General features: G+C 39.2%; 24 protein-coding genes. 6 read left to right on the forward strand and 18 right to left on the reverse strand.

The genetic code is table 11. The annotated features are described in order from the left end of the window. Nucleotides 1-59 precede the first annotated feature (59 nt). The gene (locus PQG66_RS09410; RefSeq protein WP_272037428.1) at nt 60-929 is read right to left on the reverse strand and encodes a DMT family transporter; all 870 of its coding nucleotides are present in this window, start codon (nt 927-929) and stop codon (nt 60-62) included. A gap of 385 nt (nt 930-1,314) precedes the next feature. On the opposite strand from PQG66_RS09410, the gene PQG66_RS09415 reads away from it, so the two are divergent. Then, on the forward strand, nt 1,315-1,707 hold the full coding sequence (locus tag PQG66_RS09415; RefSeq protein ID WP_272037429.1) for a hypothetical protein: 393 nt from the start codon (nt 1,315-1,317) through the stop codon (nt 1,705-1,707). Nucleotides 1,708-1,856: 149 nt separating this feature from the next. Further along, the gene (gene cysK / locus PQG66_RS09420) at nt 1,857-2,831 is read left to right on the forward strand and encodes a cysteine synthase A (protein ID WP_272037430.1); all 975 of its coding nucleotides are present in this window, start codon (nt 1,857-1,859) and stop codon (nt 2,829-2,831) included. A gap of 237 nt (nt 2,832-3,068) precedes the next feature. Here the strand turns inward: cysK and PQG66_RS09425 are convergent, their stop codons facing one another. Next, entirely contained in the window at nt 3,069-5,033 is a 1,965-nt protein-coding gene (locus tag PQG66_RS09425; RefSeq protein ID WP_272037431.1) for an ATP-dependent DNA helicase, read from the reverse strand. A gap of 395 nt (nt 5,034-5,428) precedes the next feature. Between PQG66_RS09425 and PQG66_RS09430 the strand changes: the two genes are divergently transcribed. The 3 genes from PQG66_RS09430 to PQG66_RS09440 all read left to right on the forward strand — a co-directional run bounded on the left by PQG66_RS09430 (nt 5,429) and on the right by PQG66_RS09440 (nt 8,947). Continuing rightward, complete coding sequence (locus tag PQG66_RS09430; protein WP_272037432.1) at nt 5,429-7,021, forward strand: catalase; 1,593 nt, start codon at nt 5,429-5,431, stop codon at nt 7,019-7,021. Nucleotides 7,022-7,111: 90 nt separating this feature from the next. Beyond that, entirely contained in the window at nt 7,112-7,270 is a 159-nt protein-coding gene (locus PQG66_RS09435) for a hypothetical protein (protein WP_272037433.1), read from the forward strand. Nucleotides 7,271-7,576: 306 nt separating this feature from the next. Further along, nucleotides 7,577-8,947: a right-handed parallel beta-helix repeat-containing protein gene (locus PQG66_RS09440; protein WP_272037434.1), complete on the forward strand. Its 1,371-nt coding sequence runs from the start codon at nt 7,577-7,579 to the stop codon at nt 8,945-8,947. A gap of 124 nt (nt 8,948-9,071) precedes the next feature. On the opposite strand, the gene PQG66_RS09445 is transcribed toward PQG66_RS09440, so the two are convergent. After that, entirely contained in the window at nt 9,072-9,341 is a 270-nt protein-coding gene (locus tag PQG66_RS09445; RefSeq protein WP_272037435.1) for a DUF6809 family protein, read from the reverse strand. Nucleotides 9,342-9,454: 113 nt separating this feature from the next. Between PQG66_RS09445 and PQG66_RS09450 the strand changes: the two genes are divergently transcribed. Beyond that, the gene (locus tag PQG66_RS09450; RefSeq protein WP_272037436.1) at nt 9,455-9,673 is read left to right on the forward strand and encodes a helix-turn-helix domain-containing protein; all 219 of its coding nucleotides are present in this window, start codon (nt 9,455-9,457) and stop codon (nt 9,671-9,673) included. A gap of 382 nt (nt 9,674-10,055) precedes the next feature. On the opposite strand, the gene PQG66_RS09455 is transcribed toward PQG66_RS09450, so the two are convergent. The 15 genes from PQG66_RS09455 to PQG66_RS09525 form a co-directional block, all read right to left on the reverse strand. After that, nucleotides 10,056-10,418, reverse strand: a complete 363-nt coding sequence (locus tag PQG66_RS09455) for a DUF6037 family protein (protein ID WP_272037437.1) — start codon at nt 10,416-10,418, stop codon at nt 10,056-10,058. 130 nt (nt 10,419-10,548) lie between these two features. Next, nucleotides 10,549-11,451, reverse strand: a complete 903-nt coding sequence (locus PQG66_RS09460; protein WP_272037438.1) for an AlbA family DNA-binding domain-containing protein — start codon at nt 11,449-11,451, stop codon at nt 10,549-10,551. Next, nucleotides 11,448-14,552 (reverse strand): sacsin N-terminal ATP-binding-like domain-containing protein, encoded by a 3,105-nt coding sequence (locus PQG66_RS09465; protein ID WP_272037439.1) that lies wholly within the window; start codon nt 14,550-14,552, stop codon nt 11,448-11,450. Before PQG66_RS09465 ends, PQG66_RS09460 begins: the two co-directional genes overlap by 4 nt. Nucleotides 14,553-14,582: 30 nt before the next feature. Beyond that, nucleotides 14,583-16,484: a hypothetical protein gene (locus PQG66_RS09470; RefSeq protein WP_272037440.1), complete on the reverse strand. Its 1,902-nt coding sequence runs from the start codon at nt 16,482-16,484 to the stop codon at nt 14,583-14,585. Further along, a complete protein-coding gene (locus PQG66_RS09475; RefSeq protein ID WP_272037441.1) occupies nt 16,484-16,987 on the reverse strand; it encodes an ABC-three component system middle component 2 in 504 nt (167 codons plus the stop codon). Before PQG66_RS09475 ends, PQG66_RS09470 begins: the two co-directional genes overlap by 1 nt. Beyond that, on the reverse strand, nt 16,984-18,078 hold the full coding sequence (locus PQG66_RS09480) for an ABC-three component system protein (protein WP_272037442.1): 1,095 nt from the start codon (nt 18,076-18,078) through the stop codon (nt 16,984-16,986). The genes PQG66_RS09475 and PQG66_RS09480 overlap by 4 nt, the downstream gene beginning before the upstream one ends. 586 nt (nt 18,079-18,664) lie before the next feature. Beyond that, a complete protein-coding gene (gene cdiI, locus PQG66_RS09485; protein WP_272037443.1) occupies nt 18,665-19,042 on the reverse strand; it encodes a ribonuclease toxin immunity protein CdiI in 378 nt (125 codons plus the stop codon). A gap of 19 nt (nt 19,043-19,061) precedes the next feature. Then, nucleotides 19,062-20,396, reverse strand: a complete 1,335-nt coding sequence (locus tag PQG66_RS09490) for a WXG100 family type VII secretion target (RefSeq protein ID WP_272037444.1) — start codon at nt 20,394-20,396, stop codon at nt 19,062-19,064. A 302-nt stretch (nt 20,397-20,698) separates the two neighbouring features. Continuing rightward, complete coding sequence (locus tag PQG66_RS09495; RefSeq protein WP_272037445.1) at nt 20,699-20,935, reverse strand: hypothetical protein; 237 nt, start codon at nt 20,933-20,935, stop codon at nt 20,699-20,701. A 301-nt stretch (nt 20,936-21,236) separates the two neighbouring features. Next, nucleotides 21,237-21,743: a hypothetical protein gene (locus tag PQG66_RS09500; RefSeq protein ID WP_272037446.1), complete on the reverse strand. Its 507-nt coding sequence runs from the start codon at nt 21,741-21,743 to the stop codon at nt 21,237-21,239. A 181-nt stretch (nt 21,744-21,924) separates the two neighbouring features. Next, nucleotides 21,925-22,725, reverse strand: a complete 801-nt coding sequence (gene imm47 / locus PQG66_RS09505; protein WP_272037447.1) for an Imm47 family immunity protein — start codon at nt 22,723-22,725, stop codon at nt 21,925-21,927. A gap of 506 nt (nt 22,726-23,231) precedes the next feature. Continuing rightward, nucleotides 23,232-23,729, reverse strand: a complete 498-nt coding sequence (locus PQG66_RS09510; protein WP_272037448.1) for an SMI1/KNR4 family protein — start codon at nt 23,727-23,729, stop codon at nt 23,232-23,234. A 211-nt stretch (nt 23,730-23,940) separates the two neighbouring features. Next, nucleotides 23,941-24,387, reverse strand: a complete 447-nt coding sequence (locus PQG66_RS09515) for an SUKH-3 domain-containing protein (protein WP_272037449.1) — start codon at nt 24,385-24,387, stop codon at nt 23,941-23,943. A 478-nt stretch (nt 24,388-24,865) separates the two neighbouring features. After that, on the reverse strand, nt 24,866-25,321 hold the full coding sequence (locus PQG66_RS09520; protein WP_272037450.1) for a DUF6630 family protein: 456 nt from the start codon (nt 25,319-25,321) through the stop codon (nt 24,866-24,868). 17 nt (nt 25,322-25,338) lie between these two features. Beyond that, a complete protein-coding gene (locus PQG66_RS09525) occupies nt 25,339-26,313 on the reverse strand; it encodes a hypothetical protein (protein ID WP_272037451.1) in 975 nt (324 codons plus the stop codon). Nucleotides 26,314-26,428: the final 115 nt, after the last annotated feature.

A 26,428-nucleotide genomic window follows, 5' to 3' on the forward strand; every position in this document is an offset into this window, starting at 1 on the left:
ATGATTGAAGTGGGATGAATCGCAAAATCCGCAGCCCCAGCTAGTTTGGAGACTCGAGCTTATCCCTTTTTCCACTGATAAGTAGATAATACAACTCCGCCTACAATAAATAAAGATCCTAGCACTTCTATACCTGTAATTGGTTTGTGCAGTAATATTAATCCAAAAATCATGGCTACAAAAGGCTCTAAATTAGACAATATCGATGCCTTTGAGGCATTTACATGACGAATATTGTTATTCCATATAAGTGTTGCTATGCCATGTACAACAATAGCCGTTCCGATTAGCAAGGCCCAATCTGAGAAATCAACGCTTATTCTTAAGGGAACGTCCAGTGAAAAGGCAAACGGAATCGATACAATAAAGCCCACAACATTCGAATATAAAGTAATCGTAAGCGGATCCATTCTTTGAGAGAGTACTCTAGTCATAATAATCATGATTGCAAAGGTTACCATGGTCACAACAATCCATGCGAGACCTATATCAAGCTGCAATGATGATAAACTCCCTTTAGCTACAACAAAATAAATACCTACAATTGCAATAATGGAGCCGAATAGCATACGGATCGTTAATTGTTCTTTTAAAAATATAGCTGCTAAAACGCTAGTTAATATAGGTGTTGTTGCTAGAATTAATGCAGATGTCGTTGGATCAGCAGTTTGCAAGCCGACAAAGAAAGACCATTGATTTATAAATACACCAATAACACCTAAAACTATAATTGAAAATAAATCTGCTTTTTTTACTAACTTGAAACGTTTAGTATAAGCCGATATGGCTACTAATAATAATGCAATAAATAGAAGTCTTAATGAGGTTAACAGAGCTGGTGAGAAGTCCTGAACTAAAATTTTGCCAAATACAAAGTTGCTTCCCCATACTACGACACAAAAAATGAGCCAAATATAGGCTTTTTGCATAATAATTAATCATCCTTCATTCCATAATGTAAATTTGGTTTTCTAACGAAAAAAATAGACCCCCTCTGTTTAGGTACGCGGTCTATTGCGCTAAGATCCGGTACTACCGTCACTTCTTTGTATTATTATCATAGTTCCATGCCTCTACATATACAAATGGTAATAAAATAATGTAATTTATAATTTACCCCATATCGGTTAATCTCATGTAAATAATCTAAAGAAAGACGACCAGTTCACTTTCACTGTTCTATAGCATTTTCTTTAATGAATGTAAAAAATTTCAGCTTGAATATTGCATGAGTCACGATTATGCTGACTATAATATAAACAGGAACACTTGTTCCTGTAACATGTATATCTTAGTTGCTAAGGAAGTGAGCTTATGACATTCCCTTCTACTTCCGCCCCATCCCCTGCAGATGAAGATCATCATCTAATCAAAGGTATGGTTGTCCGCACTCTTTTGCTGGATGTACTGGAACGAGATATTCAAACGCTGGATGGCTTGCTCCTAAAAATGCCCGAAGTCTACATTCTGTCACTCACTCGCATTCAAAATCAGGTGCTCAAGGAAATGCAGGAGCTACGCAAACAGATGAGGACGCGTGGAGTGAAGATTGTGCAGGAAATACGGGGAAAGGATGGAATCGAAACGATTTATTTGTGCAGGGGATACGGACAACGGTTCTATATGCTCTGGACTTTTGCGCGTAATGAGGTCAAAAAAGAGCTGAGTTACCATCTACGGATCGATCTGACCCAATCTCAGACATAGCGTAGCTTATGCTTACATAGGCGAACCTTCAGCTTGAATGGGTTGACCACCCCCGATACGTTCATTAAGATGAAGTAGTCATATCCAACCATTCCAACCGGGAAAAAGGATGTGCGCTCAATGTCTGTTCAAGCAAGGAGCTGTACTGTATGAATATAAGTCCAAATTCACATTCATCTTCACATTCTCAAAAAGATAGTTACCGCCATCCGCTCGTTGCCGCCAATGTGACCGAATTGATCGGCAATACGCCTGCCGTCCGGCTCAGCCGACTTACGGGGAACAACTCTGCTGACGTATTCGTTAAACTTGAATACTTCAACCCGAGCGGCAGTGTCAAGGACCGTGCGGCTTACAATTTAATTGCACAAGCTGAACGAGACGGATTGCTACAGCCCGGAGCGACGATTATCGAACCAACCAGCGGCAATACAGGTATCGGCCTCGCAATGAATGCGGCTGCTAAAGGATACAAAGCCATTCTGATCATGCCGGACAATATGTCCAAGGAGCGCATTAACATTCTAAAGGCTTACGGCGCTGAAGTTGTGCTCACCCCCGCTGCCGAGCGAATGCCCGGGGCGATCCGCAAAGCCAAGGAACTTCACGCCGAACTGCCAGGCAGCTTCATTCCCCAGCAGTTTGAGAATCGGTCGAATCCGGATATTCACCGAATCACTACGGCACCCGAGATTATGCAGCAGATGGATGGCAGGCTAGACGCCTTCATCGCTACGGCTGGAACCGGCGGCACGATCACCGGAACGGGCGAAGAGCTGCGCAAGCAGCTTCCCGCCCTCCGCATCTATGCGGTGGAGCCGCAAGGTTCCCCGGTGCTGTCCGGCGGCGAGCCAGGACCGCACAAGCTCGTCGGTACAAGTCCGGGCTTCATCCCGGACATCTTGAATACCGACGTATGGGATGCCATTATCCAGGTGTCCGATGAGGACGCACTGGATACGATGCGGCAGCTTGCTGCCCGGGAAGGGCTGTTGCTCGGCCCTTCCTCTGGCGCTTCGGTGTGGGCCGCCCTTCGCATCGCGAAGGAACTGGGGCCTGGACACCGGGTGCTCTGTATTGCGCCGGATACCGGGGAACGGTATTTGAGCATGGGTATTTTTTAACAAGGCCAAATCTACGAAAACAACGGTGCTCATGCTCCCTCCCAGTATCAATAGCAAAGCCTAGCTTCATAACAAGCAAATCTTCGATCTTATATCCAAGTCGATCCAAAAGCAAATAAGCCCCTGCTCACCTGCGGATGAATGATCCCAAGTGTACAGGAGCTTATTTCTGTTCTCGTTCATAAATATTAATGAGTTAAGTTAGGTTGAGAGGCATGAGACATGTTTGTTAATCCATTAGTGGGACAAGGTAGTCCATTCCACACCTTCCGGAAGCAGAGCTGCAATGCGGTCTTTGGCTTCTTTTTGGGTATAGATCGACTCATCCAGAATCGCGGCCGAGCCGGAATCACTGCTTGTCCGAATCAAACGTCCAAGCCCTTGCTTCACTCGCAGCAACATATATGGCAGATCGATCTCTTCATATGGCGAAGCGGATGCATTCCGCTTGGCATTGAATACCGGGTCCTGCGGCGGATACGGAAGCGACCAGATGATAACGTTAGACAACGAAGGCCCCGGAACATCAAGTCCCTCCCACAGATTGACGGAGCACAGCACACTCTCCTCATCCTGCTGGAATGCCGCGATCAGATCACTGATCTCCCGATCTCCTTCGTACATAAAGCGCAGTCCCTGTGCTTCCGGTACTTGCACGATATCCTGTTTGAATGTAAGCAATTCCTCCATCGTACGGAACAGAATTAGCGCGCGACCCCCGCTCTCCTGAAGCAGAGCTGCGGCGTCATGAAGTCGGTTTTCATTCTCTGCCTGACCGGGTACAGCCTGTTCAGCAATTTTCATCTGCATTTTATCCGCATAGTCATAAGGAGAAGCCACCGAGAACGATACAAAATCGTCAATACCAAGGCTGTCCGCCACATAACGGAAAGAATTGTCCACAGACAGCGTAGCCGATGAAAATACGATCGGAATGCCGGTGTTGAACACACGCTCATTCAAGATTTCTTTTACGGTACGCGGCATGATCGACAACGTGGTCTCATCCTCGCTCTCTTCCGCCCAGCAGATATAACCATCTTCCTTGCGGAAGAGGGACAATGCCGTCTGGATCATATCAAGATGTTCTTCCACGACACGCATCTGATAGCCGTCCAGCGAGAATAGTCCGCTCTCAAATACCAGCTCTTCGCCAATTGCATCCAGAATATTCGTCAATCGTTCGATCTCACGCAGCAGCGGTGCTTCCACCCGGACTTCCTTCCGTTCAGAGCCCGGAATGGCCACCGTGTACATATCCAGCAGACGGAACAATCGCTCACTGCTTTCAATCGCTTCATCCACTCGCTCCGCAAGGGATTCACGAATCTCGCCTTCGAGCAGACGTGTAACCAATTCTTCAAAGATACGATGCTTCAACTTGTAGCTCAGGGCGTTTAGTGCCGCTTCTTCCAACAAATGGCCTTCATCAAATACAACCGAGCTGTGATCGGGCAATAAAGGCAACTGTCCTTCGCGTTTGCGTGCTTCATAGGTCCATACATGCTCCATGTAGTAATCATGAGAACAGATGATGATATCTTTGGAACGACGGTAATGATCACGCGACAGCGTCAGGCCGCAGCGCTGTCTTTTTGGACACACGAAACAATCCTGAAACGGGTCCCAGTTAATCTTGTTCCACTGGCGGTCGTTCAGATGCGGATACTGTTTGCGGTCACCATACGGATGGAAAGCTTGAAGTGTTCCCGGCGTGTTCACGAAATCCGGCAAACTCTCATAGACCTCTTCAATCACTGGCGCATCCTCATCGGCGAATCGGACTGCACTCAGTTTGTTCAGACAGACGTACTGATCCGGCGACTTGCCGAGTCGTGCGTCCACTTGCAGATCCAGATGTTCAGCAAGCTTCGCTATATCTCCGCCCGGCTTGACGAGCTGTTCAATCAAGGATTCATCGGCGCAGGCGATCACTGCCGGTTTGCCTGTATAACGTGCATAACAGACCGCGTAGAGCAGATAAACGAGTGTCTTCCCTGTTCCTACGCCGGCCTCGGCCATAATCGTCTTTTTATCTCCATAGGCCCGTTCGAGCTGGTACGCCATAAAAATCTGTTCGTCCCGTACCTCAAAGCCGGACTCTGGCAAAATATCATAAAACACATCGGCCACCCACTCTCCCAGACGGGATACAAAAGGTTCAGCCGGATCATATGCAAAAGGGTAACGTTGTGTAGACAATCCTGGGTCATCCTCCATTCTTAGACAAAGCGGTCCAATTCAATTGTTCCGTTTCAAAAAAGGCCGCTGGGCAAAAGTTAATTATCTCATGTGATGGGCTTGGAGACAAGTGTTTTTTCATCTGGATAACGGAGAGGTCATATTCCTCGTTGTTGAATGTATGTTGTTTGGATATATATTATTGAATCTATATTGTTAAAATCTATGTTCTCTGGATATATATTTAGCCGCTACGTTGGAATCGGTTTTGAGTTAGATAGGAGTTAGATTTCGAATAGATATCTCGCATGGCGTGTTTTCCGTTGGGAAGTTTCCTTAAGGGCCGTCATGTATAGAACCTGAATGCTGGGAAAATATATACAGGAATCTAACTTCAGGAAAGGGGTACTTCCTCCATGGATAAACATTCTACACCATCCGGGCATTCCTCAGACTCATCCAGCGAGACATTGACGGATCGGCAAGGCCATCCGATTACCGATAATCAGAACGTACGAACAGTGGGTAGCCGTGGACCGACTACCCTGGAGAACTATCATTTTCTCGAAAAAATCACTCACTTCGACCGTGAACGTATTCCAGAACGGGTTGTACATGCCCGCGGGGCTGGTGCTCATGGCGTATTTGAAGCATATGGAACGGCCGGAAATGAACCAGTATCCAAGTATACACGAGCACGTCTGTTTCAGGAAAAAGGGAAACAAACGCCCGTGTTCGTCCGTTTCTCGACCGTCATTCACGGCGGACATTCCCCGGAGACCCTGCGGGACCCGCGCGGATTCGCGGTTAAATTTTATACAGAAGACGGCAACTGGGATCTGGTCGGCAACAATCTGAAAATCTTTTTCATCCGTGACCCGCTCAAATTCCCGGATATGGTGCACGCCTTCAAGCCCGATCCGCTGACCAACGCACAGGATATGGAACGGTTTTTCGACTTTGTCTCCCTCAGTCCTGAATCCACTCATATGGTGACCTTTCTCTTCTCTCCATGGGGCATTCCGGCCAATTATCGGCAGATGCAAGGCTCAGGCGTAAATACATACAAATGGGTGAATCAAGATGGCAAAGGTGTGCTTATCAAATACCACTGGGAACCGTTGAAACAGGGTATTCGGAATCTGCTCCAGAAGGACGCCAATGAAATTCAGGGGCAGAACTTCAATCATGCGACGCTCGATCTATACCATGCCATTGAACAGGGTGACTATCCCGAATGGGAGTTATGCGTTCAGGTGATGGAGGATGGTGAGCATCCAGAGCTGGATTTTGACCCGCTGGACCCGACCAAGCTGTGGCCGCAGGATCAGTTTCCGTTTCTGCCTGTAGGTAAAATGACGCTGAATCGCAATCCCGAAGATTATTTCAATGAAGTGGAGCAAGCCGCATTCGGGACAGGCGTTCTGGTGGATGGTCTTGATTTCTCGGATGACAAGCTACTGCAAGGGCGCACCTTCTCATATTCGGACACCCAGCGTCACCGGGTAGGTGCGAACTATCTGCAATTGCCTGTGAATGCACCGAAGAACCGGGTAGCAACGAACCAGAGCGGCGGACAAATGCAGTACAAAGTCGATCGGGCACCAGGTCAAAATCCGCATGTCAACTACGAACCCTCTTCTCTTGGTGGGTTACAGGAAGCCTCACCGCGAGGGTCGGAACATGAACCTCTTATTGAAGGGCGACTGGTGCGTGAGAGAATTGAACGTACCAATGATTTTGGACAAACCGGCGATACGTACCGGGCTTTCGAGGACTGGGAGCGGGATGAGCTAATCAGCAACATGGTCGACGCACTGGCTCAATGTAAACCGGATATCCGGGAGCGCATGATCTCTCATTTTACCCAAGCAGATGCAGATTACGGGCGCCGTGTGGCAGAGGGCTTGGCGTCTGTATCCACAGACGATAGTGAAACAGTACAGCCCAAGCATGATCCAGGCGTAGAACAAGCCGCAAAGCGTAGTCGGGAGACGGATGGATATTAATTCGCGTTAGACGAGTCGGATGAGTTGTCCATAACTAGATGAGTATTGTCGCATAAAAAGTTAGATGAAAGTGTCGCCCCATGAGTCTGGGTGCCAGTGTTGGCAGCCGCTTATGGGGCTTTTTGTGTGGTGGCAGCTGTTGATTTGGAGAAAGATGAAGTTCAAAGCGGCGGATTAGGGATAAGTCTTATGTGGACACCTCCGGAAAAAAGGGCATATTCACGTTCATTTCGGACGATGGTTCGTTAAAAAAAGGCGATCAGCCAATGATCGGATTACATTTTTCCTATGAATGAGTTGGGATTGGGAGTGGTCTTGCCTGCCCTGTCAGCCTTGAACGCGATCTGATCAAATGATTATTGATGATAACGTTTACAACATTTACCATGAAGCTGTGTCCGGGTGGATACCCTGTAGCTAGGCGGCCGGTATTACGCAACATGTGACGTAATCTTTTCTACTCTCATTGAAGCTACACACAACGTATTCTGCTCCATGCATACTCGGTTGCCGCCAGCTCTATATTTAATCCCAATAACCAAGGAGGCTTGCATCATGAAATTATTCCCTTCCACATCTACTCATGCATCTGCACGATCCCAGCGTTCCCTGAAATCCAGAATGACCAACATCTGTCTCAGTGCTGCGTTTCCACTATTATTGTTAAGCGGTGGTTCGGTCGGTGCTACAGAACTGCTGGAAAGCGGATTACTGAATGCCTCAGAGTCTGAGTCAGTGGCGAACAGTGCCAATATTACGTTGGCCGCGGGTGATTTGTACGTGTCCCCTAACGGCTCTGCAAGCAATCCGGGAACCATCAACAGTCCAACGTCCCTGGCTAATGCTCTGACCCAGATCGCTCCGGGTAAAACTATCTATCTGCGCGGCGGAACCTATAGTTTTGCGCAAACGGTGACAATTGAACGCGGCAACAGCGGGACAGCCTCACAACGTAAAAATCTGGTCGCCTACGGATCGGAAAAACCGGTCTTCGACTTCTCGGCTCAAGCCTTCGCTTCTACGAACCGGGGATTACAAATGTTCGGAGACTACTGGTTCGTAAAAGGACTTGAAGTCAAAGGTGCGGGCGATAATGGCATTTTCATCGGAGGAAGCTATAACCGCCTGGAGCAGATTGAAGCCCATCATAACCGGGACACCGGTATTCAGATTGGCCGTTACGCCTCGACTGCTGCCAAAAGTGAATGGCCTTCCTATAACGAAGTCATTCGTTCATACTCCCACAACAACTATGACCCGGATGACGGCGAGGATGCGGATGGTTTTGCCGCCAAGCTGACAGTCGGTCCAGGGAACGTCTTCGACGGCTGTATCGCCGCTTATAACGTAGACGATGGCTGGGATCTTTACAGTAAAACAGATACCGGCGCCATCGGTGCTGTCACCATCCGTAACAGTATCGCTTACGCCAACGGTGCAACCGCAGATGGAACATCCACCTCCAACAGCGATGGCAACGGATTTAAGCTAGGCGGTGAGAAAATCGCCGTGAATCACATTGTCGAGAACAGCATTGCGTTTAATAATAAAAAGCATGGCTTCACCTATAACAGCAATCCGGGTTCGATTCAGATGACCAACAACACCTCTTGGAACAATGGGCAGAGCAACTTTGCTTTTGATGTAGGCACCCACATCTTCACCAACAACCTGTCCTTCCAGGGCGGCGCCAGCGACAAAACCAGCGGAACCGATGTCAGCAGCACCAACGTATGGTGGAAAAACAAAAAAAGCGTCAACAACAAAGGCCTGCTCGCCAGCGCAGCCGACTTTGTCTCCCTCGTACCTTCGGTAACGCGTAGCGCGGATGGAACACCTCTCTTGGGCAATTTCCTGAAGCTTGCGGGTGGCAGTGATCTGATTGAGTCGGGAACGCCAGCTGGGAAGAATATTGGAGCGCGGTAGGTGTGTGAATAAGTAAGTAATGAAAAGCAAAATCCCCTTCTCCATGCCAGCCGATTGCTGGTGATGGAGAGGGGGATTTTTAAATTGTTGTGTATGTCGGCTGGCTTATGAGGTAGATAAATACTCACGTCTTGGCTAAGACCTCAATCATCAGTCTGCCACCTGTGCGAAAACCTTGCTCAAACGCCGCTTCCACGTATATAGATGTGGACTGTCCGATCAAGTCGATCAGTTGCTCCAAGGCATCATATTCTGTGTCTGGAAGCTTTGTTTTGTAGTTTTGCATCATGTCCGATATTTGGCTGTTAATTTCGTGGTACTCGGCCTGCTCAGGATGTATCGACTCGTCCAACCGTAGGTTCCCGTGAAACAAATCTTCGATCAGGTTTGACATATTATCCCCACCTAGTCTTTTTACCAACTATTCTAATTACACTTTAGCGGATTTTCCGCTAAAAATCAATAGCGGATAGCGCGCTAAGATATGATATTAGTGAGGTGATGATCATGTATGCTCGTATACGCAATTTGCGTGAAGACAAAGACTTATCCCAAACACAAATGGCCGCCTATCTCGGCTGTAGTCAACGTGTTTATAGTAACTATGAACGTGGTGAATTAGATATTCCTACGGCTATATTGATAAAACTGGCAGATTATCATCAAACCAGCACTGATTATCTTTTGAATCGGACGGACGTAAGAAGGCCCTATCCTTCGATTTAATTAATTTTTTTTATTATGAACTGAGGCTAAGCAAACAGTTAAAATGCTTAAACCTCAGTTGAATTAATGATAATACAGAAGCAATTCAAATATCTCATCGATGGGAGATGTAGGTGTGGGACAATAACATTAACTCTTATAATCAAGCTTACCAGTCTTTATTTTTTCAATATTTTCTTCAGAATCTGTCCCATACATACTTGTTATATCCATATCTTTAGTTGAATTATTCTTTAGTCTTTAATAAGTTTTTAGGACTTCTATGAAATTTATCTTTGGGTAATTACGGTTCTTAGCATGAATAACTTCCCAGTTTTTTTATACCTATTGAATAGATTCCATCACTCTCATTATCTAACTTATTGTAATTTATTATTGCTCTTCATTTTTCATCTGATAGTATATATTCATTAGGAACTTGTCCATCCAAATTATAAACAAATTCTTTAATAGTGAATTGCCCTTTACCATTACCAATTCCAAAATAATTAATAAAATCATTGTATTCTGTATTTCCGTTAATTGAAAGCCGGTATCCTTTTTGAATTGGTACGCACAGAACACTGCCACTTGCCCTTTTAATGAATGCTAATTTCCACCCACCTGAATCCCTAGTGTCAAATATCGTATCAGATATAACATTATTGTATTTATGTTCGAAAGTTCCTTTCTCTACATTGAGTTGACGCATAGAAGCATAAAATGTTTTTAACCCAGCTACAATGCCACTATAAGAATACTCCATATTTTCTACTATTCATAGTTTACTAATTTCTGAGGGTTTGGTTTTCCGAAAGAATAACTTAAAGAAAAACTCCATAATAAATACCAATTCTCTTAAAACGAGTTTTTAATGTATTTTTACCCATCTATACTTATTGTATTTTTACGCACATATGATAAAGAAGTGTTTTTTTTCCTGAACGATTATGAGTCGTTGTCATAAACCTTATATCAGAGTATGAATAATCTTTATCAGCATTTGTATCAGAAGAGACAAGCATTACTGGATATTCACGTGTTTTAACGTAGTTGCAATACCTATCCCAAAAAGACCCAAAGTCCTTAACTTTGACATATGATAAACATACATTGAATGCATTTCCTGTTGTATCGTAAGAGTATATCTTGTCAAGATGAACATCAAGATAATTAGTATTTAAGCTATCTAAATTAAGGGCTTCAATAATAGTAAAAGGCATTCTATTATTTTCCACAAAAATATCAATTTCGCCAGATGATTTACCCGTAGCAGAACTTCCGCGTCGAGTTTGGTCTTTTATATGATATCCGTTTGTTTCCAGTAGGTCTGTAATAAAGTCATTACGCTCATCTTCTGTTCTGCTAACATAAAGCTTACGTGCTTGAAGTTTGATGCAAGCCAAGTAAAGATCACGAATAAATAAATCAGTTAGTGATTCTATATTTTGTGGAATACTGAAGAAAATCTCATTTTTAACATTTACCACTTTTATTGCATAAATATTTTTACCTTCAATACTAAGTGGACCAAATTCTATTAGTGGTTGCTCGGATAACAAACTGAGTGCCCGTTTAATAGGTTCATCTAATATGAATCCATTACTTATTCCATTGATAGAGTAATTATTTGTATTCTTACTTACCCCGATTACAATATAACCATACCCCTCTGTCATGTTTGACAGGGCAGCAATAAACATAGCCAAATTTTGTGGTCTGAATTCTAAGTTTCTACAGATAAGATTTTTCGAATCAGGAGATTGTAGTAATTGCTTTACTTCATTAACATCAATCATTTTTCTCTTATGCTCCTAAGTGGAATCTTGTTAACACCAGTCAGCTTTAATATTTTCCCAAATGTAATTTTTTGCGGTTCGCTCTTATCATCTTCAACCCATAATTCACAATCTTTTTCATAGTCAAGCATATCCAACTCAGTATCATAATATAATATTATTTGACCATAATCAGATGGTCGAATAATTAAATAAATATCAGTACCGTGTTTTTTTATTACGAAGATAGTATTACTAATTCTGATCGGATCTGAAACGTCATATTCTTTAACACCATTTTCGTCTTCTTTCTTTTCTAAAAATTCAATGATTTTATTCTTGGAGCGCTTAAGAATCTTCTGGACATAGTTAAAAAATTCAAAGTTACGTTTAGAATCATGAATAAATTCCGCACCAAACACATTATTTGCCAGAGCACGGTTTAAATCTTCTTCTGTTGAAATACCCCATTGTGCAAGAAGTTCCATTGAAATTTCCACCGTTTTACTTGAACTACTTTCAACATCTGAGCGAGATAATATCTGCTCTAATTCTTGCATTCCAGAAACACCATATTTCTCTAGTATGTCGTTGTATTCTTCAATTTTAGACATATTTTCAGCAATATCATTATCATTATAAAACCAATGTAAATTAGTTAATAAATCTTTGAAGCACTTTTTGACCGTTTCATTAGTTGAATTTTCTCTAAGCCAAAGATATGCTTTTTGAAATACTTCTTTCACATCAATATCATTCTGCCCAATACTATTTTTATTCTCTTTCACATACTGTGTGATTTTCTCGGAAATGTTCTCTAGGTATACAGTTCTATTTTCAGGTAGCTCTAAAATAATATCTTCTGATAACAATGATTTACGCACATCATATCCAGCATATCTAGATGCATCTTTTAGTATTTCATCAATTTCACCTGAGTCCAGTGATAACTCCGCTCTCATTTTGAAATCCCCATATTGATCTGGCAATATAGCAATCTGATCCAATAAACCCTCTTGCTCATATTTCACCAAAATTCGAACAAAATTTGACATCCACATCAGTGCCTCATACTCACTAGCAAAACTAAAACTAGAGGCAAATGTTTGTATACTTCCACAGGAGCTTATGTCCTTGGTTATTTTCTCTCTCCAAAATTTCAAGGCCAATTTTAATAGATCTTGTGAATGTTTCGAAACACTATTCCTTATCCAGGCATCTTTACCTTGCAATTCACAAACAAGATCTAAAAAGTCATTTTGTTCAATATTCTGTTTAGCTTGAAGAGAAATAATGTTCTTATAAAAGTCTTCTGCTGCAGGATGTGCTCTATGCAATTTTTTTAGAATCTCTGAGAAAATATCATCTAAAGTGAGTTTTTTTATGTTAGTAAGAAATTCACTATTAATTTCTTTATTCAACAATTCAATTCTAAAATCTAAATTTAAAGCAGTAGATATGTCTTTATAAATTTCATCAATACCGCAATCAGTTGATACCTCATCTATGGCACGAAATTCACCATATTGATTTGGCAAAATACGTGGGTTTCTGCCAATATTATCAATATACGTATATTCATTCGAGTAGAACAATGCCAATAATTCATTCAGCCAGCTAGTTACATTACCATTAAGATGGTTTGATAACTCACTTATATTTTCGAATGCTTCTACTCGGCTAATTAAATCTAATAAACCATAATTGCGACATTCTTCCCATAAAGAGTTGTACCAGCACTCTAATTCTTCACGCTTTGTAATCATATCAGGAATCAGTTGGCTTGATAGTGTCCATACTTTTGCTCTGAGAGATTCATCTAAATCTTTTGGAATGAATACACATGTATCACCCCATTCATCCATAAGAGGCATTTTTCCATCATTATGTGTAGAAATGAGAGGGATTTCTGTAATATGAGACTTTAGTTTATTAATTATCTCTTGCTCGAACCACTCTTTTGATAGCCAATCCTTATCAAGCTGTTCAGAGATTTTAGTAATGTTGTAAATCCCTTCGTATCCTTTTTCTAAAAAGTAGTCAATCATCTTAATATAAAGTTGTGAAGCCCCCTTTAATATTTGCTTATTTTCTGTTATTTGTTTATGTTCTTTGTCCGTTAAATGTATACCATTTCGTGGTTCTGTTGGATTAAACAATGGACTATTTACGACTACAGGGAATGAAAAATCATTTGTTCCTAAGAGAGGAAAGTCACAAAATATCTTAGGTAGTTGAGAATCGTACTTTGTTGTAAAATTATAATCTGCACACTGTTCAACTTCTACTGCAACAGATAAATCATTCGTTCCCAAGACAAAAATATATTTATCCTTTGCCACCCCATTTGTAGTAATCACAACATTTGTTACCTTTGCATCTTCAAGCTCAGTGTCAATCATTTTACCGCGGCTAATTGTTTGTATATATTGACCACTTGTAACTTTGATGGAGCCTATCTTTGGAACAAATGCAAAAACGTAAGGTGCAGCAATAAGTAGATTTCTCAAACCTTTCTTTGCTGTTGAAATTCCAGACTCATCCAAATCATAGGTGAAGCAAGTATTGAATTCTTTATCGTCTATTATTTTGTCAGTAGCTATGGTAGTGTTCTTATCTAACTGCGAACAACTTTCTTGTATGGCACTAATTATTGATTGCTGATCCACACCTGATCGGTCTAAAACAACATTAAAAGAATACGGTGACTCACCAACATCCTGCAAATATCCAGAAACCCTAACTTTTTCTGAAAGCAAGTGAGTAGTTAAAAAACCTGTACCAAATTTCCCTGTAGTCTTCTTGCTTTTTTCTTCAGTTATTGTTCGATCTTTTGTGGACACTTGTTCTATAAGAAAAACAATATTTTCAGTTGAGAACAGCTTCCCATTATGTTTGAATTCAACGCTATTATTGCCTTGGTCAAAATTTATAGTTATGTCAACCATCCCGCTTGTGTTAACAACGTCTTTCGCATTTTGTATCAGTTCCCAAATCCATCTATACGAGGTTGTTTCATCATTCTTCATTTTCAAATCATCTAACATATCGATTATTTTATTTGCAGCTTGTGTCTCTTGGGCTTTATTTCGTAAATTACGTATTTTCTGCGAAAAATCCATTATTACCACTACCTCCCTCAACTTTAATTTTTATTGAATCGGCTTATTGCTCACTGATTCAGAAACATTGTCAACCGGGATAAAACCATATCTGCCTACACCAATCACTTTGCTAAAGTGAATATAGTTCATGTTATCCTGTACTTCTTTAATGGGATCTATATTCTCAAAAATGATTACCTGGACATCTTTTCGAAGTTCAGATAAATTTTTAAAAAAGGCTTGCTTCATATCTAATGATATATCCTCTTCACTACTACTGCTTAGTGTTGTTTGATTGAGTCTTTCTTTGTAAGTAGTTAATGGAGAATCTAAAATAATCAGTCCAGGATGCTTGAGTCCAAAACTTCTTGTATACTTCATAATTGCAATAACAAAAGCAGCATTTAATATTGCCCGATAACCTTTACCATGATTTTTTCTTTTCTTGCCCGAAACAATTAACTCTTGGTCATCATAATCTATACTTACACTTGTTAATTCAGGGTAGTTCCATCCATCAAGTAACTTTTTCACTTCTGTAGCAAATTCATCATAAATTTCTGTTGTTATTTCATTAATGAATTTCATTTTTTGATTCTTTTTAGATAATTCCCTCATAATATCTAATTGGCTAGTTTGATACTCAGCAATACGACGTTCATTAAGTTCGATTTCTTGAAAAATCCTTTTCACGTTCAACAAACTATCCATTCTTTCTTTCGTTAATACTGCAATTGGCTTTAACTCACGCTGAATAGTTAATTCAATTTCCTTAATTTGTTGACTTAGAAGCTTTACTTTTTCATTGTTTTCTTTATTCTCATTTTCCAGATTGGTTAATGTCTCTCTAAGATCAATTAGTTGAGCATTAATTTTATTACTTTCCTCAGAACATGCAATCTGTAAATCTTCTAAATAAAAATCATGATTATGCTCAGTAGCTCTTGAGTTGAATGGATTATTGCAAACAGGGCAATTTGAATCAAACAATTGTGAGATATAGTGATCCCCTTCAATGAGAAATTGAAGTCGATCTAAATCAGAAAGATAGCTTTTTTCAAGCAATCTGAATCTTTCTAATAGTTCTTCGAGCATTAGAATTCTTGATTTTATCTCTTGCTCTTGAATCCATATCTTTTTCTTTTGTCCCATTCTAATGTTGACTTCTTTGCTGTTACTTGATAATGTACTCATCAATATGTCAATCTCTAAAGTTAATTCATGGGCATCATAGCCCTGGATTTGAGCATCTTTTTCTTTCAATTCCAACTTTAATTTCTGCAACAAAGCGTTTACAAACTCTAACTTTCCTTCAAGTCGGGTTCTGTATACCTTAGGATCATCTATCTCTTCTCCATGACTATCGTCTACACCTGTTAGAATAGTCTTAAATGCAGACTGTTCTGTCGTTTTATTTGTAGGTATACCGGAATAAATAGGTACTTCCTCTGATATAATTTTTTCTTCATTTAGCATCATTAGAGCAATGAGGTTTCTGAAAGAAAAAGATATTTTGGTTCCTCTTGCATTTTTCCTTAAAAGCATATCTTTGATTCCTGTTAAGGATAAAAGAAATGTTGATATATTATCCTTGTCATCCTTATCATGCTTAGCTTTTAGCTTCACACAATTCTGAAGAATTGAAATATCATCAATTTTTGACTCATAGACAAAAATTGATGAATCACCAATTTCACGCTTTAATGTGTAGCTTTCTCCATCATATTTTTCAAGTTCAAGAAAAATAGTTGAATACCCAATACTTTCATCTATTTCTTTTGGTTCATCTTTACCACCAAACATATAGTTTATCAATTGAAATATGTAAGTCTTCCCAGTATCAGAAGCACCTGAAATAACATTAAGCCCTTTTTCAAGTACGATACTAGCATCTCTCTTATTTTCCCCTGTTAGCCGAATTTCAGAAATAAAAAAACCTTCTACGTTCATTAATTGCCCCCCCTTACAAAAGCTTCTTTTACAAATTCCCCACCCCAACGATCAATATTTTTCATTACAAAATTTTTGAGTTCCACGTCAGTATAATTAGAGAATTTGTCTATCAATAATTTATTCACATCAAGAAGCCGTAGCATATAGTTAGACTCGAAATGTTGAAGAAACGCTCTCGAGTAAGGTGTTGCTCCATACAAAATTCCACTTTTCCCATATTCAATTTTAATAAGCTTTTTGCTAATCATTAAGTGAAGTCCTTGGCTTACTAAATCTCGCTTTATCAATATTTCGCCAGATCGAGATGGGGTTGAAGGATGCAGACTCTCAAATTTTGGCTCAACATCACCATAATGCGTTAATAGATAGTCCAAATAAATAAGCCTTTGAATATCTACAGCTTTATTTTCCAATTCTGCTAAAATCACTAAGCATCGAAGCCCAGTTTCCAGTGGAGTATTGAATAGGTAGGTTTCTCTACTTAATTTTACCTCGTTCATTTTCTCACCCAGTTCAGAGAGTCATTGTTCGCTAGTTGATGGCATATTCCACTTCTATCACTTCCATCAATGTAGCTAATTAGTACATTGCTCGTAATCTCCAATTTTCTTGCTTCTTTTATTGTTTCCTTAACACATACAAAGCCGTCTGCATGATTATCCTCTGCCGTGTCAATTACTCCTCTAAAAATTTCATCCTGCAACTTTTCAAAGGGCTCGTCATAAGGCAACTCATCCCTAGCAAATCTTCTAAGTGATTCCGCTTTATAATAGTCTTCACGCTGTCTATTAAAATGTCGATGCAGCGAGCTGTAGCTCTTTAACTCCTCAACACCAGCAATCTTTTTTCCAAGGTGATCTGAATATGCTTCAAATAGTTGTGAAACATATCTTACTTCCTCCGGTTTTATTGAGGCTCCCGGGGGCTCCGACTGAGGTCTAGGCTTATTTAGTCCACCACCAAAACGATATTTGTAAAAAGGAGTGCTGCTGTACTGTTCTATCAATTTCTGAGGGGGACAGTGACTTATTATTGAAAAGTCAAACTTTTGGATATATTCCAGCAATTCATTAGTTAAAAGAACTTCACTTACATTCGTTATCTTTTTCTTGCATTTATCTTCCCAAGCTGAAATTAATCCATCATTTAGACGAGTCGGGTACTCGATTAATTCTGACAAAGAAGTTCCCAAACCACAAGAAGAAATCAAATAGTATTTTCTTGGAATTGTATATTCATTAATAAATGTGTAGTAGCATAGTTTCCCCAATTCTAACCATACATCACTTGGATAAAGCGGATGGTCATAATGTTTACATTGATAATTATCCCAGACATGGTTCGGAGAATCATCATTTACAAATGCAACTATGTCTCTTCCCTTATCACCAGCCGAGCCTGAGCGATACACAGTTGAATACTCTTTTTTCAAATATCCATCGACCCATTCGCAAATCATGTCCTCAAATTGATCTGCTGAGAATGTCCGCAATCTATCTATGGGGGGGATAGGCAACCCAAAAAGAATATCGTAATTATCCGGCTTTCGAGGTATTTTGAATGGTTCTAATTCACTAAGAGTAGTTTTCATATAATCACCTTTCAACAAAAAACGCTTCTTTATTTAATATATTCTACATTTTCTAAGCATTTCCTTTCTCATCCGAAAAAAAGTAGTCATCAAGAACTACAACCAACATCATCCTTTCATAAGAATATCGAACTACCCCTTAGTGAAATCACGAAAAATACATCTTATGCCAAATAATTACTAATCAGACAACTATTCTTTAACGATGAATTTATACCCAATCCACGATAAATTCATGCAATTGCATACATGTATTTAATGTTAAGATCCTCAATTTCCTTAATACAACGGATAGACAGATGTAATCACATCAGTATAGCCCGCATATTTATAGCCCCTTACTTGCTAGCTCTCACCTTCTTTATTTACATTCTATACGCAAATAAAGCTCATTCCTCACAATCTCTCAAGTGGGAAGAGCTCTCAGTTTTTTATGAATACCTATCGGGGCTAACAGTAAAGTTTCTAGTGCTTTCACATCTAACAAAATTCACACCGATACTTAGACTACAGTTACTATGACGTATAAGAATAAAACGAATATTCGCTGTGCATTGCAAATGATTTTAGATTTACATTCAGTAAGTTAAGAATTTAAACCCAATCTTTTTTTCACCACATCTAATAAATCATATATCTCCTGTTTACCTTCTGGATGCTCCTCCAAGTACTTCTCACTGTAAATCAACAAATAATTATAAAATTCATCATACTCCATGACTGCCATTACATCTTCATCGTATGCTGGAGGCTCTCCGATAAAACATACTTTCTGATCACCAATGTATTCTTCTTCTTCTGGAGAATGATAGGATGAGAATTGTACTTCCAATGGACCTGAACCATACCCATGTCTCTCATGATCTCCGAAATATGTTAAAGCTCTTGGAAAATCAATAATCCAGAAATAAGATTCAACTAATTGATCTATTTCAGCTTTTGCTTTTAGTATTTTGTACATCATATCTCTCCTTCGATATTAACTAAAATGCTGGATAAAAGTTCTTTATGTTCCCTTTGTCATCTACAAATCCTACAAATTTAAGTCCATTTAATTCACCTTTAACTATCCCATTTTTCACATTCCCAGCCTGAATCTGTGGTTCCAATGCTGCTTTTCCCCAATTATACATCCTTTCATTAGAGATTATATTAGGATCATATACTGTTTTAGGGTCATTCACTCTTTTCCCAATCACATTTCCATTTTCTTCTCTTATCGGCTCAAAAACACTTTTATCTGATTCACTTCGTTTCAAGGATGGTAATTGATACTCTATTTCGTAAATCCCCTCAATATTGTGCTTCTTAGGCTCACCGATATAATAATCTTTTTGAACACTCAGCCCATATTTATTCGCGTCTTCTTGTAAAACCTCATTAAATTTTTCTAAATTATGACCACCTGACACTCCTGGTCTGCTACCTCTTTTAAAACCATCTACGTTCACCAAATGATCGTAAGGTCTTTGCAATTTCTCAGTATCACTTACTTCTTCACTTATTACAGTCTTAGCGACTTCTCTTTTTCCCTCAGGTTCTTTTTTTTGCCCATTTCCTTTCCTCGCTTCAGCCGCTTCTATATTCTTTTTAATCTTCGCCACAGCCGGATCAGAAGCAGAGAAGCGAAACGGTCCTTTGCGACCTGGCATACTTCCGCGAACCATTTGAAAAGCCATAAGAAGCTGACTATACTTCAGGGAAGTTATCATCACCTTAGCATACTTATCCGATACAGGCTCTCCAGTGAAGGGATGGACTCGATTTTCAAAAGCTTTAATCTGCAAGGCATATATATCTTCTTCCGGCTCTTCGGGCTTCACAGCTTCAGCTTGCATCTGATTAAAATCCACATGTCCATGATCTTTCTTGTAAGCCTGCAAGGCTGCCTGATCAGTAACACCATTCTCATTCACGGGTAACCATACATACCTACCATAGATATTGACTTGAGCCATCCGATAGCCTTTATCTTCCGAACCCGCGTCAGTCCCCGAGTTCATCATCGTTGCTGCACCTACAGCACCGAGAACACCACCTATACTACCTGTCTCCGCATCTGCATTCTCAAATCGGGTAGCAATATCATTTAAGTCCTGAGAAGTATACGTCATGCTCTCCAGTGCTTTTTGCAATACTGGAAGTGCTTGTGTAAATTGTCTATAAAAGTTCTCCTGCGTCACCCCCAGCCACATGGTCTGAAGGAACATGATATGTCTTGTGAGATCTTGTTGGATAACCTCCAATTGTTGTCTCGCCTGATCCACCTGTTTCGATACGTGGTGTAACTGTTCAGGGGTAACTTTAATTGTACTCATCCATTTTCACCACTCGTCTAAGTTAGAATAAAACTATGTTAGCAGAAGTTTAATAGGGATTTCATCCGGCTAACTTCCTAATTTTGTTGCATTAATCCTCACTTGGTTACATCCCCTAACTAATGGTCCATAGCAATACACGAAATCTCTAAACTTACTCAGCCGTCTTCCCCCATATTTAATTTAACCCGCCAGAGCTCTATAGCATCAGCTTCCTATGTAGGCTTCAATCTCTAAGTCATTCTTCTTACGTAAATACAAATATCTGTACCACTGTTAACTTCGTACCCGTGTAATGACAATCACTTACTCTCTTTAACTCGCTCAATCTTCTGTACAAAATCACAAACAGACTGAAAATCTTCTTTCGTATAAAGCTCGGTTAACCCATTCGCCTCGTCCTGCCAATCAGGACCGTACTGTAAAAGATAATCTGTAAACCATTCATAATAAGACGGATTGGTCGGATTCAACCATATCAATCTTTGATACATCTTTATTACACAATGAATCGGTAGAAAAAAAATGAGTGATTTCATAATTTATCGCTTCTACTAAATGATTCAAGTTGACTGTATGATCTATCTCGGATAACAATTGATTAGACAGAGATTCTACGGTCACTCTCTTTGCCTTCAATTCCGCCTGATCTAATTTAGACCAATCCCGGTCGATTAACTGATGTAGAGTTTCTACGGTACATTGTAAGGTCAAAGCCATCATCCTTTTTACATCAAGTTTCTTCTCGTCTTCAGCAAAATAGTTTTGCACTCTGGAGACTCTAAGATAAAGTATTTTATCTAATCACCAATATACTTACTCTTCTAGCGAATAATAGGGTCATCTATTCCCGTTCGGGATCCAGTCTTTAGGATTCTTATAGCACCAATCCGGATCATACGGTAAAGATTTCAGTTCTTGTATGTCCTCCCAGCTGTATACCCAATCATTATCTGCTATCCAGAAATAATCATCAGGATTTAGCTTCAGATATTCATAAATAAAATGAAAGATTAACTCTTGATTACCATAGATATCTTCTATATGCCCAATCTGGCATAACGTCTCACTAGTGTATAAACCTAAATCTTCGTGATAATAAAAGTCCGTGCTCGGGCTACTAATACTATGAATATGGAAGATCAATGAGGATTCATTGTTCCCTATATCTGACTTGCGGTTAATGTTAAGCGTTGTATATAGAAATGTTCCTTCATTCGTGTACATTTTGTTGTTGTAGAAATAAAGAGCAGAGTCGGAATGAAAAGCCGCAACGATTGTATCAGCTAACAGCTTCTCAGGAGAGTATCGATCTTTCTTTGTTAAAATAACGGCTGAAGTGCCCATGAGATTAAAATTTCCTCCTTCAAACTGATATTACATGACTTAGATGTGATATTTGTTGCAACATCCGTTCATCTTCTTTAAGTGTAATTACCTCTCAACATTTTGATAAGAATCATACCTTTTGTAACTTCATCTACGAAAAAGAACTCTTAACTTGATAAGCTCAGAGTCCCAAAAATCATTAATAATTCAATTCACATTCATAACCATAAAAATATTTCATTCCGCTTTTCCATTCTTTTTTCGATAGATTCTCAACATAGGTTATAAAACTTTTGTAGTTATTCTCATTAAGTATTGTGTAGTAATCTCCGGGTGCTTTCTCACCAGACCAGATAGATAACAACGATGGGATTAATTCCAACTCCAGTGCCTGATTAGTGTCAGTAGCAATGAAGTCTCTTTCAATTAATTCTTTAGCTAAGTCACCAGGAAAAACTAAATTACGATGATAATAGTACATTCGTGTATCGCACTCATCTCTATACTCCAAATAATATCGACCAATATCTTCTAAACTCGCATCCTCGCCTAACTCTTCTTCAAAGTTCGTATAAATATCAATTGCATCTCTTAAAATGATAGAAATTTCATCTATTTCATCCCACTCTTCGAGTAGTACTAGCAAATATGGGACGATCTCAGCTGAAAGTGAAGTAACTGCCGCCGAACCAAAGGTACGTATTACATCATCATTAGCACCTTCGAGAAAACGAAGATTAGTTGGATCTAATAGGTCATCATGAGTACATACCGAACAGAAAATTCTAATACAAAGATTCAGTACAGATTTATCTTTGGTACGATTCACTAGTTGAAACAACAGTGGTTTTTGTGTAAAATCTCCTAATTTAAAAAGATCAATAAGATGAAATAAAATGTCCTTCTCATTATCTGCTTTTAGAATTTTTTCTTTAACACCTGGAATACTATAAAGCGGTCTTTCGCCATACCAAATGCTGTTCATTAAGTTATTACTCATTTTTCTACCTCTCTATCTCCTCATGACACTTATGAGCCCCGGTTTCTTTATTTTGCTCTTTGCTAACTTTCGTTGATATTACAATCAAAACGTGGTATTCGCTTGAACAGCTTTCTCTGCTTGCTGCACGCGAAACGCTTGGTTAAATGCAGCATTAGTGTAGGATATCGTCTGGAGCACGAGCAGAATGAGTTTGGCAACTTTATAAAATAGGCCCATTCCTAATAGAAATAGACTTTCCTCATAATGAAGTGATCGCTTAAGCAATTATATTTTTGTGCAAATATTGCCCTCATGCTACTCAGTTATGAACTATAAGATATTTATAAATCTTCTCCTATAAAAATCTAATCTATGTATTCAAAATCCCAAAGAAAATCAAACTATATCTCCTTATTTAATGTTGCCAAGTTCTCAGCAATTTTTTCATCTGTCCCTCTTACATCATACTCAATTAATACTTCACCTTATTAGTTTAAAGAGGGTCATTTGGGACTGAATATCCCCTAATAATGTTGAAGCTCACCATTATATTTTTCTATCAAAAACTCTGAAAAACTATCACTTAATTTTATAAACTCACCTTGAGTAACTGACTCATCATAGCTTTCTTCAAAAAAATAGACTGGAGGGTTACTACCCTCGTTTAGATCAAAAAACCAGTACATATATCCTTGATGTCCCATAAAAACAAATTGGTCGTCACCTATTCTATTTTTAAAGTTACATTCTTCCAATACTTCTATTGCCCCCTCCTTTAATGCTTTATAAATTTCTACATCTTGTATAGTATAGTCTGACCCTTTGAACATAATGTAGCCCCTACCTGCAAGCTCCATAAAATTCAAATACGCTTCAGGTAATTTTCTGCCTCCTGCAATTTTTATTATTTGCATCATATCATTTGCATCACAAGCCTTAAGATGACTACCGTAGTGTTCCTTTAAAAATATTAAAAATGAATCTATATTATTCTCCCCAAGATATTTGCTTCCTATTTTCATAAAACCAAACTCCTCATCTCTTTTTTTAGTTTGTAATCTAATAATTAAAACACTTTTAAACTTCATTTGATTGTGACCGATAAAATCAGCACCACTATTACAAACTTCTCTATATCAGTAATAATTATACTCCCAAAAGAAATCAAATATATTGTTATCTTTGTTGTCTCTAATAGTTGTTTGACTAAGAAGCAAGTCCTGCATTAGTGGATTAGTTAAATTTCTCAGGTTTTCTAAATAAACAAAGAGTGTTGAGTGCCTCATAGATGTCATCTCCCAATTTGAATAATGAAGAACCATTTTCCCCAAAAACCTTTCCTGATTTCGAAATAAACAATATTATGTTTCCACGATATGCCTCTCCAACAACTACAAGCGGCTCTTTCACCCGTATCTCAAATTCCTCAAAATCTTTTTTTTCATAATAATCACCCACAGCTTCTTCAGGACTAAAGAGAAAAGTTTCCCAACTCCCATCTGGGTGCTTGTACTTGTATTCAAACCTTCCAAACTGGCTCAATGCCTCAATAATTGGTTCGTATACTTCATAACCCATTTCTTTCAAAAAATTTATTGTCTCGGTTAATTCCAGTTTTTCAGCAGGATTCCATCCTGCTTGCAAGAGAACTTTTCTTGTTTCATCTGATAATTTTTTCACAAAAAAACCTCACTTCATTAATTAAATCAAACAGGTCTATTCACAGTTTTTACATGGTACTTTGTAATTCCTCTGCCCATTAATTGTTCTTATTAGTCTATTTTCCACTTTTGCACCTGACCACAAAAGTAGATTGACCACCTGAACTCGACACAGTGTTCAACATGTCATATTTCGAAACTATTTTTATAAGGATGATTCGGATCATGTCAACCCGACCTACAATTGGAATGGCGGCTGCGGTGGACAAGGCTGCTTCTGTATACCCCCTCGAGCCCTAGATACCCGCGTTCGCCAAATCTGAAAATCCCCAATGATCGGGATCACACCCGCTCCCGCCTCAACGACACTTTTACTTCTTGGAAAACCCTTCTTCTTGGCTGTTCTCTAATTTATGTATGTTTATTACTTATAATCAAAATAGGCAGGCTCCCGTAATCTAACTAGAACCTGCCTGAACTGTCTATTCTAAATCCTATTAAATATAATACTGAATATGTCGCTCCTTTTCAGGAATGTCCTCATCTCCTAACAAATCCACCTGCGTTAAAGCTTCCTTGTGCTCAAGTTCAGCGATGAATAGAGCATAGAAATCACCCGTTGTAGGATAGGTGAATAGACCATATCCTTTCGGAGAGATCAGCTTATTCACCTCCCTGATTTTCTCAGGAAGATACTTGTAGTCGAACTCTCCCAACTCTTCTAGCTCATCTGGGGTTCCCAGTTCAATGTCATGATTGAACTCATAGTCCAAGATATAGTTCACGATTTCATGACTCTCTTCTCCTTTATAATCCAGAAACAAAAACCTCTTCGTCGCCAGACCGTAGTTCAGCATACTGAAATACGTCAGTGACTCGTCTGGATCATTCAAGATACGGTCAACGTCCTCCTGATCTTTGAATATCAGAGGCACCAAATCTTCCTCTTCCATATCGTTGCCCTCCTCTCTTATTGGAATAGTTCCCCATATCGATTAGGAATATATTCAGGATAGTTTTTACGGTAGAATTCATCGATCATTCTCAGCATAGGGTCCCATTCTGGGTATGTTTCAGGATCTTGAATCGACATTTTAGCTTCTGGCGTGTTCATGAGAAAATCATCATAATGGTCTGGATTGGGCAGCCCTTGTTTTTTTCGCACATGAAGTAAGAACAATATCTCGTAAGGGTAAAATGCATACTTATAGTCCCCAAACTCTCCTAACTGTCCAACCTCTGCTGCTAAATTCGAGTGATGTAAAGACATTTCAGAAATCATTGTAATTACTTCTTGAACATTTACTGTTCTCCATTTTCCCAACACCTCTTCATACACTTCAAGATCTTCAGGAATTAAACCGTTCTTCATCCCTAATTCATTCAAATTTTTCTTTAAGTTTCTTGATAATTCTTGATTCGTTCCTGATATAGTCTCATCTCTAAACTGTAAATATAGCTCAAGTAAAAACCACAAATGTTTATTCCAATCGTTCGCATCCATAAATTTAGTTCCGAGTTTCGTCAATAGAAAATTGAATAGAATTTTCTCTTCTTTCTCCCAACCAAACATAGTGAAGTGAATCAATGCTATAACAACTTTTTTGAATGAATATTCCAGTATCATGTCAGGATAACGTTCCTTATACAAATCTTGTCCCATACATTTATAAAAAACAACTTTTTGTATAGTTTTAAGATTTTCGACACTATCTCCTTTATTAATTAGTACATCATTTTTCCATCTTGAGAGATAGTAAGATGATATTGTATCTAAATTTATTAATAAAACATGATCCATATCAGTTTCATTTGACTCAACAATATCAATACTTTCATTAAGGTTTTCATTATATTCTTTTTGCACGTCTTCAAGCTTAATTCCATCAATAAAGTTTCTGCAATATCTTTTAAAAGCCATTTCCAACTTTTTTTGATTTATCATAATCGGCCTCCTTTGATATCAATCTATTTCATTGTTCCAATCTTTCACTTTCAAAACATCTACACCAAAACCAGTTTTAGTTATCTTTACGTCAGTTTCAACCCTAATATAGTCA

Origin of the sequence: Paenibacillus sp. JJ-100, from assembly GCF_948329825.1 — a bacterium.
Taxonomy (GTDB): Bacteria; Bacillota; Bacilli; order Paenibacillales; family Paenibacillaceae; genus Paenibacillus.

Coding starts and splice junctions, on each gene's coding strand:
- PQG66_RS09410 (WP_272037428.1), bottom strand. CDS start 929: ATGCAAAAAGCCTATATTTGGCTCATTTTTTGTGTCGTAGTATGGGGA.
- PQG66_RS09415 (WP_272037429.1), top strand. CDS start 1,315: ATGACATTCCCTTCTACTTCCGCCCCATCCCCTGCAGATGAAGATCAT.
- cysK (WP_272037430.1), top strand. CDS start 1,857: ATGAATATAAGTCCAAATTCACATTCATCTTCACATTCTCAAAAAGAT.
- PQG66_RS09430 (WP_272037432.1), top strand. CDS start 5,429: ATGGATAAACATTCTACACCATCCGGGCATTCCTCAGACTCATCCAGC.
- PQG66_RS09440 (WP_272037434.1), top strand. CDS start 7,577: ATGAAATTATTCCCTTCCACATCTACTCATGCATCTGCACGATCCCAG.
- PQG66_RS09445 (WP_272037435.1), bottom strand. CDS start 9,341: ATGTCAAACCTGATCGAAGATTTGTTTCACGGGAACCTACGGTTGGAC.
- PQG66_RS09450 (WP_272037436.1), top strand. CDS start 9,455: ATGTATGCTCGTATACGCAATTTGCGTGAAGACAAAGACTTATCCCAA.
- PQG66_RS09455 (WP_272037437.1), bottom strand. CDS start 10,418: ATGGAGTATTCTTATAGTGGCATTGTAGCTGGGTTAAAAACATTTTAT.
- PQG66_RS09460 (WP_272037438.1), bottom strand. CDS start 11,451: ATGATTGATGTTAATGAAGTAAAGCAATTACTACAATCTCCTGATTCG.
- PQG66_RS09465 (WP_272037439.1), bottom strand. CDS start 14,552: ATGGATTTTTCGCAGAAAATACGTAATTTACGAAATAAAGCCCAAGAG.
- PQG66_RS09470 (WP_272037440.1), bottom strand. CDS start 16,484: ATGAACGTAGAAGGTTTTTTTATTTCTGAAATTCGGCTAACAGGGGAA.
- PQG66_RS09475 (WP_272037441.1), bottom strand. CDS start 16,987: ATGAACGAGGTAAAATTAAGTAGAGAAACCTACCTATTCAATACTCCA.
- PQG66_RS09480 (WP_272037442.1), bottom strand. CDS start 18,078: ATGAAAACTACTCTTAGTGAATTAGAACCATTCAAAATACCTCGAAAG.
- cdiI (WP_272037443.1), bottom strand. CDS start 19,042: ATGATGTACAAAATACTAAAAGCAAAAGCTGAAATAGATCAATTAGTT.
- PQG66_RS09490 (WP_272037444.1), bottom strand. CDS start 20,396: ATGAGTACAATTAAAGTTACCCCTGAACAGTTACACCACGTATCGAAA.
- PQG66_RS09495 (WP_272037445.1), bottom strand. CDS start 20,935: ATGAAATCACTCATTTTTTTTCTACCGATTCATTGTGTAATAAAGATG.
- PQG66_RS09500 (WP_272037446.1), bottom strand. CDS start 21,743: ATGGGCACTTCAGCCGTTATTTTAACAAAGAAAGATCGATACTCTCCT.
- imm47 (WP_272037447.1), bottom strand. CDS start 22,725: ATGAGTAATAACTTAATGAACAGCATTTGGTATGGCGAAAGACCGCTT.
- PQG66_RS09510 (WP_272037448.1), bottom strand. CDS start 23,729: ATGAAAATAGGAAGCAAATATCTTGGGGAGAATAATATAGATTCATTT.
- PQG66_RS09520 (WP_272037450.1), bottom strand. CDS start 25,321: ATGGAAGAGGAAGATTTGGTGCCTCTGATATTCAAAGATCAGGAGGAC.
- PQG66_RS09525 (WP_272037451.1), bottom strand. CDS start 26,313: ATGATAAATCAAAAAAAGTTGGAAATGGCTTTTAAAAGATATTGCAGA.